Annotated in this window: 14 protein-coding genes; 4 read left to right on the top strand and 10 right to left on the bottom strand. The window is 65.2% G+C overall.

All coding sequences use genetic code 11. The annotated features are described in order from the left end of the window. The 10 genes from DLJ49_RS20000 to DLJ49_RS19955 form a co-directional block, all read right to left on the bottom strand. Window positions 1–553: transposase (locus DLJ49_RS20000; protein WP_199533463.1), on the bottom strand; the 553-nt coding region annotated here is incomplete at its 3' end. A gap of 72 nt (window positions 554–625) precedes the next feature. Continuing rightward, window positions 626–1,504: a major capsid protein gene (locus tag DLJ49_RS19995; RefSeq protein ID WP_115395283.1), complete on the bottom strand. Its 879-nt coding sequence runs from the start codon at window positions 1,502–1,504 to the stop codon at window positions 626–628. Between the two features lie 14 nt (window positions 1,505–1,518). Beyond that, window positions 1,519–2,556 carry a head maturation protease, ClpP-related gene (locus DLJ49_RS19990; protein ID WP_115395282.1) on the bottom strand — a complete coding sequence of 346 codons (1,038 nt, stop codon included), beginning with the start codon at window positions 2,554–2,556 and terminating at the stop codon, window positions 1,519–1,521. Window positions 2,557–2,609: 53 nt separating this feature from the next. Then, window positions 2,610–4,121, bottom strand: coding sequence for a phage portal protein (locus tag DLJ49_RS19985; protein ID WP_115395281.1), 1,512 nt, complete (start codon window positions 4,119–4,121; stop codon window positions 2,610–2,612). Continuing rightward, window positions 4,121–4,375 (bottom strand): phage head-tail joining protein, encoded by a 255-nt coding sequence (locus DLJ49_RS19980; protein WP_115395280.1) that lies wholly within the window; start codon window positions 4,373–4,375, stop codon window positions 4,121–4,123. The genes DLJ49_RS19985 and DLJ49_RS19980 overlap by 1 nt, the downstream gene beginning before the upstream one ends. A 57-nt stretch (window positions 4,376–4,432) precedes the next feature. After that, window positions 4,433–5,362 carry a terminase gpA endonuclease subunit gene (locus tag DLJ49_RS19975; RefSeq protein ID WP_158547525.1) on the bottom strand — a complete coding sequence of 310 codons (930 nt, stop codon included), beginning with the start codon at window positions 5,360–5,362 and terminating at the stop codon, window positions 4,433–4,435. A 104-nt stretch (window positions 5,363–5,466) separates the two neighbouring features. Continuing rightward, window positions 5,467–6,567, bottom strand: coding sequence for a terminase gpA endonuclease subunit (locus DLJ49_RS19970; RefSeq protein WP_115395278.1), 1,101 nt, complete (start codon window positions 6,565–6,567; stop codon window positions 5,467–5,469). Beyond that, window positions 6,564–7,076, bottom strand: a complete 513-nt coding sequence (locus DLJ49_RS19965; RefSeq protein ID WP_147277370.1) for a hypothetical protein — start codon at window positions 7,074–7,076, stop codon at window positions 6,564–6,566. Before DLJ49_RS19965 ends, DLJ49_RS19970 begins: the two co-directional genes overlap by 4 nt. Window positions 7,077–7,378: 302 nt before the next feature. Further along, a complete protein-coding gene (locus DLJ49_RS19960) occupies window positions 7,379–7,651 on the bottom strand; it encodes a hypothetical protein (protein WP_147277369.1) in 273 nt (90 codons plus the stop codon). 44 nt (window positions 7,652–7,695) lie between these two features. Next, window positions 7,696–8,031 carry a hypothetical protein gene (locus DLJ49_RS19955; protein WP_115395275.1) on the bottom strand — a complete coding sequence of 112 codons (336 nt, stop codon included), beginning with the start codon at window positions 8,029–8,031 and terminating at the stop codon, window positions 7,696–7,698. A 523-nt stretch (window positions 8,032–8,554) separates the two neighbouring features. Here DLJ49_RS19955 and DLJ49_RS21540 point away from each other — a divergent pair. The 4 genes from DLJ49_RS21540 to DLJ49_RS19940 all read left to right on the top strand — a co-directional run bounded on the left by DLJ49_RS21540 (window position 8,555) and on the right by DLJ49_RS19940 (window position 11,537). Further along, complete coding sequence (locus DLJ49_RS21540; protein ID WP_147277368.1) at window positions 8,555–9,175, top strand: hypothetical protein; 621 nt, start codon at window positions 8,555–8,557, stop codon at window positions 9,173–9,175. After that, complete coding sequence (locus DLJ49_RS19950) at window positions 9,141–9,557, top strand: transposase (protein WP_199533462.1); 417 nt, start codon at window positions 9,141–9,143, stop codon at window positions 9,555–9,557. The genes DLJ49_RS21540 and DLJ49_RS19950 overlap by 35 nt, the downstream gene beginning before the upstream one ends. A gap of 20 nt (window positions 9,558–9,577) precedes the next feature. Continuing rightward, a complete protein-coding gene (gene tnpB, locus DLJ49_RS19945; RefSeq protein ID WP_199533461.1) occupies window positions 9,578–9,910 on the top strand; it encodes an IS66 family insertion sequence element accessory protein TnpB in 333 nt (110 codons plus the stop codon). Between the two features lie 61 nt (window positions 9,911–9,971). After that, window positions 9,972–11,537 carry an IS66 family transposase gene (locus DLJ49_RS19940; RefSeq protein WP_115395273.1) on the top strand — a complete coding sequence of 522 codons (1,566 nt, stop codon included), beginning with the start codon at window positions 9,972–9,974 and terminating at the stop codon, window positions 11,535–11,537. Window positions 11,538–11,545: the final 8 nt, after the last annotated feature.

Genomic DNA, 11,545 nt, shown 5'->3' with positions numbered 1-11,545 from the left:
GGTAGACGCCGTCCGCCCAGATGTAGACGTACCGCCGCGCAGAGAGGTCGCGGCGCTGCCAGCGGTCGTACTCCTGCTGCCACTCGCCGGTCAGCCGCGAGATGACGTTCGGCGACAGGTTCGGCGCGTCGGTCCCGAGCAGCGCCGAGAGGGCCTCCTGGAAGTCCCCGGTGGAGATGCCGCGCAGGTAGAGAACCGGCAGCAGGGCATCGAGGCTCTTCGACCGGCGCGCCCAGCGGGGCAGGATGCCCGAGCTGAAGCGGATCTTCCTCTCCCCCGGGACGCACTCGGCGCGGTCCCGCACCTTCGGGCGGCGCACCTCGATTGCGCCGATCCCGGTCTGGATGCTGCGCTCGGGCCCATACCCATGCCGCACAACCCGTTGTCGGCCGTCCGGCAACGCCTCCTCAGCATGGCGCGCGACGAAGGCGTCGGCCTCCGCCCGCAGCGCCGCGGCCAGCATGCGCCGCGCCCCGTCGCGCGCGATCTCGGTCAGCGGATCGTCCACGGATCCGGGCTGGTGAAGCGGGGTGATCGTGGTATCGTCGTCCATGGCGTATCGCTCCTTCGGGAGGTTCTGGCAGGCTTCATCACCGGCCACGATACGCCGCCTTCGCAGGCCCCATCACCCATTTCCCGGCATAGCTCGCGTGTAGACCGACCGATACATGCCGGGGACACCGCGGATGACCGGGAGGATCTCGTTCTCGGCGAGACCAGCGCCGCGGTAGCGGATGATGTTCGCACCGGCGAAGCGGAACGGCGCGAGCGGCGTCTGCGTCGGGCGCGCGAGAGCCTGCCAGCGCGCGAAATCCTCGCGCACCTCATCGAAATTCGTGATGAGGTTGAAGGCACCCTTGCCGCACACGAAGTCGACGTCCGAGAAATCGACGCCGCCGAGGCGGTCCTCGGTCAGGCCGATGAACTCTCCGATCTTCTCGCGAAGGTGGTGGTTCGTGAGCCCCGTGCCACCGCTATCGAGCAGGTCGAGCTCGAAGGGGGCGCGCTCGGAACCGCCATTCACGCCGTAGAGCGAGAAGTAGTCCTGGCCGGTGCTTCCGTCCGGAAGCGTCCAGACCCCCTTGGCAGCAGAGAGCTGCATCTGCTCGCGCGTGATCTCGTGCGAGCGCAGGTATTCCGCGATGCGGCGATCCTGAACGGCCTGGACCGTTTCAAGGTCGAGAGTGCCGGCGCCACGGCGGTCCTGGATGTCCTGCGAGGTCACCGAGATCGTGTTGCCGACCTTCACGGAGTTCACCGGGTAGGCGTTCTGAGACTCGGTCGTCGCGACAGACCCTGCGACGGTGCCGCGGGTGCCGACACCCACCGTCTGCACGCCCGTGGAGCGGCTCTCGAGCTGCACGGTGGTGGTTGCGATGAAGTCCTCTTCGAAGACCTCGGAGAAGTAGGAAGGACGATGCGGGAAACGCTCGAGCTCGTTCACGCGAAGCGTGAGTTCGAGCGTGCCGAAGGCATCGGGGGTGAAGACGTCAGAAAGAGGCATGCTTTCGGTCCTGCTCAGTTGGTTTCTGCCTGTGCGGCCCGGCGGGCCGCTTCTCGTTGCGCGATGGCACGCTCGATGCGCTGCGCGTCGGTGAGACGCTCCGGACCCGACCCGGAGGCCGGGGCATGGCTCGTCTCGATCTCGTGCTCGTCCGCCTGGGCGGCACGGGCTTCGAAGAGGGCGCGGCGCACATCGTCCATGGATGCGCGGGCCGCGATGAACTCATCCGCGCGTTCGGGCGCCTCGAAGAGGCGGCACGCGGTGCGGATCTCTGCCTGGACGTCTTCCGAGAGACCCTCGGGCTCCGGTTCCGGATCGGGTTCCGGTGCGGGTTCGCGGTCCTCGTCCTCCTCGGACACGACAAGCGCGGACACTTCATCCGGCGCCTGCTTGAAATGAGCGAGGACGTCCGGCCGGACGCAGGCGGCGATTTCGGCGGGCTCGATGACCTCGTCTGTGAGTCCGAGGGCGCGGGCATCCTCGGCGGTCAGCCATGTCTCTGCGGCGACCAGGCTGCCGAGATCCTCGGCGTCATCGCCGACCTCTCCAAGAGCTGCGGCGCGCTTTGCCTCGTATGCCGCGACCATCTGCTCGGACAGCTTTCCGAGAAGGACGGCGGTCGCTTCGTGATCAGCACGCGACCCGATCGTGATGCTCCACGGCTCGTGGATCATCATCATGGAGTTCTCGTGCATGACCGTCCGATCGGTCGAGACCGCGATGAAAGACGCCATCGATGCGGCGAGACCATCGACCTGGGCGACCGTTTCCGCTTTCATCCCGCGGATGAAGTTGCCGATGGCGTAGCCCTCGAAGACGTCGCCGCCCGGCGAATTGATCCGGAACGTGACTGTCTTTCCTTCGGCGTCGATTTCGGCGAGCTCCCGGCTCACGCGCTGGGCCGTGATCTCCCAGCCAACCTCCCCGTAAAGCCAAACCTCGACGGAGTCGGTGTCGGCACCGCGGATTTCATAGCCCGAGGGCAGCTTGGCCGCCGGTGCTTCCCGACGGAAAGGAACGACATTGCTGGGGCGTTCGATCTCTTCAGACATGCTGTGCTCTCGCTTGTTGAATGGGAGATGTGGCCCCGATCCGCGCGCCGCGCTCAGTCCGAGCCATTTTCCGGCGGTGTCGCCGATTGGGCCTTCATCCAGGCCTCGACAGACAGACCGTCGAAGCGCTCCATGTCCTCACGCAGCTCCTGCGCGACTTCGTCAGGGTCGCGGCCAAGCTCGCGAATCGCGCCGCTGAAGGACTGCAGGTTGGACTTGATCGCGGCGGTCTTCGCGTTCATCTCCTGGGCGGGCTGAAGGTGCGGGATCGGCTGCCACGACCACTCGACTTCGGCGTAATCCTGCCAGGTCTCGCCATCCGGCGGAGTCCAGAGACCCGCGACATACGCGCGGCGGACAAACTCACGAAAAATCGGCTTGATGAAGCGGTGTTCGACCATCTGCCGTCGCGCGGTCAGGACGGGCTCGTAAATCGCCTTGTTGTAGTAGCGGAGGGCGCGTTCGGCGGTCTGCGAAAAGTCGCCGGTGACAAGCTCATACGGCGCGTGCGCCGCCATGCACGCTTCCATAACCACCTGGCGGATGTAGCTCGAGAAATCCGACCCGACCTCGTGAGGCCGCGGGGTTTCGATCTCCCAGCCCGGAGGAATCGTTATCTGGGCTCCCGCGTCATACCGCTCCGGGACGAACTCGTCCTCGACCTCCTCGACCTCGCCGCCCTCTTCCTGGATCAGCTCAGCGCCCGAAACCTCGATCTGCGGCGCCTTGTAGAATGTGGTCATTTTGCTTGTGAACTTCTTCTTAACAAGCTCGGCGTCGAGATACTCATCGAGCTCATGAAGCCGGATCAGGCTGCGGACAAGCCACGGCTCGCCCCTGATCTGGCCAGGCTCACGCTGCTGGAAAACGTGCAGGACGGAAGACGACGGAACGACCGCGTAGTCGTCTCGCGTGAAACCCTCAAGAGTGCCGTTCCGCGGATGACGCCGAAGGAAAACGTATGCGTCCCGCTGCCCCGGCCCCCGGAAAAGAATACCGGACCGGAAATCGGACCCCTCCTGAATGTCCACGGCCAGCGGCTTCGACAGTGGGACCTGCTCCGAAGGGATCAGCTGCACCTGAAAGGGAACGGCGACCATTCCCCGATCGACGTCGTCCATGGTGCGGTCGCGGATCCACGAGAATATCTCGCCGCGGGTCGCGACATCGCGAACCACCAGGGAGATCATCTCGTCGAAAGAAAGGACGCCGTCGGCATCCAGCTTGCCCGATTGACGCTTCCAGAGTTCGCGCAAGCTTTCGTCGCGGATCTTCGGCTTGGGGCCGGACATGACCGTTGAGCGCGTGATGACATCGACGATCCTACCCGCGATCGGGTTGTTGCGGACCTCCTGGAGTATGCGCCGCTGAACGACGTCGAGCGTCTTCCCGAGAAGATACTCCATCGACCAGCCGTTCGCCCCCTGAAACGTCGAGGCGCGGCGTCCAACGCCTGCCGCGTCATACATTGCGCGGATTCCGTGGGAGGTCGGACCCGGCGCGATGTATCGGGACTTCATCCGCACATTCCGCACACGCGGATACGACGTCTTCTTGTCAGGCATCAGTGCCAGCCCTTTCCGCCGGTGGGATACGAGACATACGAGCGGCGGCGCGTGCGCCCGGCGGCGGCGTCTTCGCGGCGCGTGATTTCACGCTCGAGTGCTTGGATGGCCCGCTCGATCTTCTCGGGCGTCGAAAACGTGATCGTCTCCCCGTTCTGGCTGATCGACGCAACGCCAGAGACCTGCTGCTCAACGAGACTGTCGAGCATCTCCTGCAACTGGGAATCGGAGAAAGACCGAAAACGAATGATCATCTGCGCGCCTGCCTTGCTTTCCAGGGAGATGTGGCCCCGGTCAGCTCGCCGCGCCGGTCAGCCAAGCTGGACGCCCCAGCGTCGCTTTTTCTTCTTCGGCTTCGCCGCAGGTGTGGCCTGGGCAGCAGGGGAAGGGGCGTCGGCCTTGCGCGGATTGCCGCCCCGCTTCGCGCGGTTCTCAGCCGCGCGCCGGATGTCTTCCGGCGCCGGGCCGGTCAGCTTCTTGAACGTCTCGCCGCCGGGGAGGGAGCGAAGGCCGTGCACTGCCGCGTATGCGTAGACAAGCGTATCCCACGGCTCCTGGTCCCGCGGCGAGGTCCATTTGTAGCCCGATCCGCCGGGCACGTATTCTTTCCTCTCACGCGTCAGCTTCTCGAAGAAGTGGCCGTCCATAGAAACCGCGCCGGGGAGTGCATTGAGCGGAAAAGTGACCGCGTTTCGTGCGTCGGCGTCGCCATGGAGACGCCGGAACAGCGTGTCCTTTGCGATGTCCACGTCGATCATGTAGACCCTTCCGTTGTCTGAGATCTTCGCCGGCCAGATACTGTCCGACCTTTTGCCTGCCGCGTTATTCCGGCCCTTCACAGCCCACCACCTCCGGCGGCGGTGCTTCTCGGCGAAGTCATAGACTTCCTGCGTGTAGTGCCCGCCGGAGTCGATGGCGGCGCCCTGGATGTAATGAACCTTCCCGTCTCCGTCCCGGAAGCCGCGCTTCAGAAACGCTTCCAGACCGAGCCAGGCGTCCGCCGTCGTCAGAGGGTTCTCGCGGAGCTCCCAGTATCCGATGACGCGCGCGCGCTCGTGGTGACTCCAACCGACGACCTTCACAGCGAACCATCCGCCGTCGTCTCCGCCGGACTGGACGTCGACACCGGCTGTCAGGAAATTGACATCGTCCGGAACCTCCGCGTCATACGGTTCTTGGAGGTCTTGGAGGTCGTGAACGGACTTTAGCAGGCTGCTGAAAAACTCTCGCCCCGGAGACACGCTCGAAAATCGGGCGATTTTTCACGATCTCTCGTCGAGCTGGTGGCCGACCGCCGTGCCGGGGATCGGTTTGCTCGACGAGCGAGCGCTATCCAGAACGTTCTTCAGCAGCCTGTTAGGCCTTTCTTGGCCTCGAAGTCCTCGAATGGCATCCCCAGAACGTGGTTGTAAAAGGCCTTCATAGGGCCGGGGTTCTCGCGGATCTGGTCCCTCGCGCTGAGCCACTTGCGCACGAGGTTCGGCCAGTCCGCGCCGGGCATGTCCGAGATCAGTGCGTTGAAACGAAACGAGGCGTGGCCAGGCTCGCCCTCGGCGGTGGCGATCCAGTCGCCCTGCGGGAGGATGTCCCGGTCGAACTCGCGCTCTGTCACCTCCACGCCGGACGGGAACCGGTAGACCACGGTCTCCGCATCACGGTCTTTCCATTTCAACCCGTGGGGTGTCGACCGGTCGCCGAACTCCATAGTGACCATCTCGCCCGTGCCGGGATCGGGCACGAAGAACTGCCGCTGGTCGCCCCGCTCATACCAGGACCAGATGCGGCAGCGGCCCTTCACCGACGGCGTGCCGCCGAGGATGTTCTTGCGGTTCGGGTATGATCCCGTCCGCTCCATCGCTGCGCTGATCTTGTCTTCCTTGGTCTTGCCGCTGGGGTCGTATGCGTCGGAGGAAATCTCGTCGATCATCGCGCACCGCGCCCGGTGGCTCTGGAAGTTCTTGACGTTGAAGGCGGATAGGAACGTGATGCGGCTGCCCCGCTCAGTCCGGCGGATGTTCCACTCGCCGTCCCACCGCATGATCTCACGCAGCGGCGGCACGTTCTTCACCATCGGCATGAAGTGGTCGTCGTGGAAACGCCGCACGTCGTCGTCGGTCGGCATGTAAAAGATGATGCTCGAAGGATCGTGCTCCATCATGTAGCCGGCATAGAGCTCCAGCAGCGCGGTGTATCCGACCTGGGTGGGCTTCACGACCGAGACGATCCGGATGGACGGGTCGGAGAACGCGTCCATGATCCCGCGCTGATACACGAAGGGCTTGAACTTGCCGGGCCGCGCGGTCGTTTCGATCGACAGCTTGACGTTCTTCTCGTCCATCGCCCACTCGAGGAACGACTTCCGCGGCGATGGCGCGAGGGCATACCGGCGGGTCTCAGCGAGGGCGCGGTCCAGCGCCTCGACGGATCCGGCGTAGATTTCCTTCACGACACCCTCCCCGCCGCTTCCGCGTCCAGCTCCTCCAGGGCTTCGTCGATCTTGTCCCTGATAAGGGCCGAGATGACTTGCGGGTCGTCGAGATTAGCGACCTCCTGCGACAGCCCGGTCGGGATCGCGAAGAACTTTTCCCTTGCAGAGGAATACTGGGCGGCGACCCGGTCGACGACCGCCTCGATCGGCACGACCTTCCCGATGCGCTCGTCCATGTCGATCTCGCGGATGATGGCGTCGGCGACGGCCTTCCTGCGCTGCGCCTCCTCCTTCGAGATCTGCCCGGATCCCTCGCCGTCCTCACCCACGCCGACTTGCGCGAGGGCCTTGCGGACCGCGGCCTCTTTCTCGTGCTCGATCTTGGCCTTGAAGATCTCCGGAACACTGACGCCTTCGGAGTAGTCGATGCCGAGTGCGATCAGCCACTCCGTCAGGGTCTGCCGGCGCACACCTATCCAGCGTGCGGCCTCGGACACGGACGTGGATCTGGGATCGGGCTTGGACATTGATCATCCTGGGCTTTTCCAGGGAGATGTGGCCCCAGGGTTCCCACGCGCGCGCGATATGTGGTTGTGCGGTCAGGTTTGGAGCGCTTGAGGCACGCATGCGAAGCAAGTCGCCCGCCCCCCGCATTACCTGCCCCCACCCCCTTGGGGACCCCTATTTTGTGCCAAATGGGCGCCCTCGACCCAATATATAGGGCATCACCTGGAGCCACCTCCCGGAGCGATCACATGGCCGCGCCAATGGCGACAAGAAAGGCTCTATGGGTAGGCACAATATATTGTGCTTTACGATCTAAGCGGCACTACCCAATTGCGCGGGCGCGGGCTTGCTGGATCACCAGGCGCCGATGCGCGCTGGCCTGGGCATAGTGACGGCGCATCATCTCGGCGGCGATGCAGACCATCTCCTCGTTCAGGTGGTGATCGTCGAGGTGCGTGAATGCCGTCGCCTCCGCGAGATCTTCATGAGCTTTGTCGTCGGCTTCGAGCCTGATGGCGTCCCAGTAGACGACGATCGGCCAGTTATCGACGTCGATCCAGTAGTCTTCGTCAGAGATGAGTTCGTCGGGATCCATGCTGCCTGCCTCCATGCCGTTGCCGAGAAGAAGGTAAGGCCGTCTCACCCTCCCCCAAAGCGACCAAGAGCCGAGATGATGTCGTGTGCCGAGGCGGACTGCGAGTTCGCTACAATGACCGCGAGCGTCTTGGCGTTCGAGTTCCATTGAAGGGTCCATCCTGCGATCGAAAGCGCCCAGCGCGCGTCTCGCACCACTGGCCCGGAATACTGCACTACGCCAGAGAAGTCCGCGAAAAGGATGCCCACTTCACGTGGGCCTGAGGCATCGGATTGAAGCGCCGAAATGAGTGTCACGGGTGCGTGCTCGGGGTAGACCGAGTCGAGCCAAGCGGCGATGGCGACAAGATCGGAGCGGAGTTCTTCTTCCTGGTCGGGCATGGGTCTCTCCTCTGCGGTGTGCAGGAGAGATTGGCGGGAGTGGGTGGGGACGTAGGGGGCAAGGGGGCAGGCTTTGGGGCAGGCTCTTTGCCCCCGGTTTTAGGAGTGCCCTCAACACCTTATCGCTTAGGGGGCAAGGGGGCAGGCAATTTCGACTTCTCCCCTGTAACGTGAGAGAGGAAAATTTTTCAAAAACGTCTCTCCCGCCAGAGTGGAACATCCATAGAAATTTTTTCGAACGATCTTCGCGCGTGAAGAACTCCAAACACCTGCCCTTTTTGCCCCTTAGGGTATAACCCTCTGATACCATTGCGAAAGTAGGGGGCAAGAGACTTGCCCTTAGCCTGCCCCCACTTGCCCCTCACGGAAATGTGAGCGACAGCGCTTCCGAGCGAACAGAAAGGGAACAAGCTCCTTCTTGCGCTTCATGCGCAGCTCCTTTCGCGGACCTCAATACGCCCCCGGTTTGGCCACCGGGGGCGGGCCCGCAGGAGGAGGCCCCGAGAGTTCGCAGGAGAGAAGTATGTCCGAAAATGCGAAAAATCTTGCCGCCCTTCGGCAGGAAATGGAAGCCGCTCAGCAGCAGGCTGATGCCGACAAGGTGGCGGCGTCCGAAGCGTCGGCGATCGCATCGACTGCCCGAAAGGCAGAGAAAGTCAAGGCTGCCCGCCGAGCAGCGGAAGCAAGGGCGAAAGCCCAGGCGAGTGCAAAGACCGTAAAGACGCTCGAGAAGAAGATCGCGGCCGCCGAGAAGCAGGCAAAGGCTGACGCGAAGCAGGCGGAGAAAGCCCGCGCGGCAGAGGCTGCTAATGCAGCGTATGCCGAGCGGATGCAGAAGGCGGAAGAGTGCCCGTTGTTTATGATGGAGGTCGACTGGCCCGCGCTCGGTGCCTGGGCGGCGAAGAGCCTGAAGGGGAAGGTCTGCTACGTCGAGGGCGCGGGCTGGGGCATGTGGGCTGGCACGCACTGGCACTTCGTGCCGAAGATGACCGAAGCTCCGGCGATGCTCGGTATGCGCGACGCGGATCCCCTCCTGCCACCGGCGCTCTGCCGCGGGCATTCTCCGCGCGGACGAGCGTCGGAGGTGAGACTTGGAACGAGACGGCAAAGTGGGCGTCCATTTGGGCGGCTCGACGGGCGGTGAGGTTTCGCGGCTGGAGGTGATCGAGGGGCCGACCGGGCGGCGGCGTCGCACGAAGTCGGAGCGGGCCCGGATCGCGGCGGAGAGCCTGGTGCCCGGCGTGACGGTCGCGGACGTCGCGCGACGGCACGGGACGACGCGCTGGCAGGTCTACGACTGGAGGAAGAAGCTGCGGACGGGACAACTGACGGTGCCCGAGAGCGTGGCAGGCTTGCTGATGTTCGCGGAACTGGTGGTTGAGGACCCTGCCGAGGAGGCGCGGGCGTCGCATCCCGCGCCGGCGCTGGAGATCGTCATCGGCGATGTCGTAATCCGCGCCCGGATCGACGCTGACGAGGGGGTGCTGACGCGGGCGATCCGGGCGGCGCGGGCGTCGATGTCATGATGCTTGGCCAAGGCGGGCCGGTGAAGGTCTATGTTGCGACGCGCCCGGTGGACTTCCGCAAGGGGATCGACGGGCTGGCGCTGGCGGTTCAGGAGATGCTCGGGCTCGACCCGTTTTGCGGGGCGGTCTTCGTCTTCCGGGCGAAGCGGGCGGACCGCATCAAGCTCCTGGTCTGGGACCAGACCGGGATGGTTCTGGTGCACAAGCGCCTCGAGGGCGGCAAGTTCGTCTGGCCCCAGGTGCGGGACGGCGTGATGCGGATGTCGTCCGCGCAGCTGGCGGCGCTGTTCGAAGGGCTGGACTGGCGGCTGGTGCGACCGGAGCGGGCGCGGAGACCTCTGACCGCCGGGTGACCGTGCAGGAAGCCCCTGTTTTGGCTGGTCGAAACCGTGTCGGCATGATTCACTTCGGCGCATGGATGCCGACGCCCTCAGCCGCGAGAACGCCCATCTGAAGGCCCGCCTGGCGGAGGTCGAGGCGGCGCTGGCCGAGATGCGGGAGGCGAACCGCCGGCTGGAGGACATCCTGCGCACGTCGCAGCGCGCGCAGTTCGGCAAACGCTCCGAGAAGCTGTCGCCCGACCAGTTCAACCTGCCCCTGGAAGATGCCGAGCTGGCCCAGGGCGTGCTGGAGGCCGCTCAGGAGAAGGCCGAGGCGGCGCTTGCCCGGGCGCGCGGAGAGACGCCCCGCAAGCCGGCGCGCAACCGCGGGCATCTGCCGCCAGAGATGCCCCGGATCGAGCGCGTGATCGAGCCCGCAAGCACCCTCTGCCCCTGCGGCTGTGGCGAGATGGCCCGGATCGGTGAGGACATCTCCGAGCGGCTCGACGTGATCCCGGCGCAGTTCCAGGTGCTGGTGACGCGGCGCCCCAGATACGCCTGCCGCCGGTGTTCGCAGGCCGTGGCGCAGGCACACGCCCCCGAGCATGTCGTCCCGGGCGGGCTGCCCACCGAGCGGCTGATCGCGTGGATCATCGTCTCGAAGTTCGGCGACTTTCTTCCGTTCTACCGCCAGGCCGGGATCTTCGAACGGCAGGGGCTCCATCTCGACCGCGGCACGCTCGGCAACTGGACGGGGCGCGCGTGTTTCCACCTGATACCGGTCATCGACCACATGCGCGCCCATCTGCGCGGCGCCGACCGCATCTTCGTCGACGAGACCCGCGCCCCGGTGCTGGATCCGGGCCGGAAGGCCACGAGGAGCGGTTACTTCTGGGCTGTCGTGTCCGACGATCGCGGCCATGGCGGCGCCGACCCGCCGATCGTGCTGTTCCACTACGCCCCCGGCCGGGGGAAGCAGCACCCGCTGAAGTTCCTCGCCGGATACCGCGGCCGGTTCCTGCAATGCGATGCCTACCAATCCTACACCGCGCTGACCGAGATCGAGCGCGCGAATGGCCCGTGGCAGCTGGTCTACTGCTGGACCCATGTCCGCCGCCGCTTCGTCAAGCGCTTCGAGAACGAGGGCTCCCCTATCGCCGAGGAGATCCTGCGCCGGATCGCGGCCCTCTACGGGATCGAGAAGACCGTGCGCGGCAGGGATCCGGCCGTCCGCCTCGCCGCCCGTCGTGAGCACGCCGCCCCGATCATCGCCGCGCTCAAGCCGTGGCTGGAGGCCCAGCTGTCGCGCATCCCGCAGAAATCCCAGCTGGCCGAAGACATCCGCTACACCCTCGCGCACTGGCCCGGCCTGATCCGCTTCCTCGAGGACGGCACCCTCGAACTCGACACCAACCCGGTCGAGAACCAAATCCGCCCGATCGCGCTGACCCGGAAGAACGCCCTCTTTGCGGGCAACGAGACCGGTGCCGAGAACTGGGCCATGCTCGCGTCGCTCGTCGCCACCTGCAAGCTGGCCGGCGTGAACCCGGTCGACTACCTCGCCGACACCCTCCGCGCCATCCTCGACGGACACCCCAAGTCCCGCATCGAGGACCTCATGCCCTGGCGCTACGCCCAGCCGTCAAGCCTCGCCGCATAGGGCCGCCC

This window comes from Rhodovulum sp. 12E13 (assembly GCF_003340565.1).
Taxonomy (GTDB): domain Bacteria; phylum Pseudomonadota; class Alphaproteobacteria; order Rhodobacterales; family Rhodobacteraceae; genus HLUCCA09.
The sequence above is the reverse complement of the archived record's forward strand: the minus strand, read 5'-3'. Positions and strand labels throughout refer to the sequence as shown.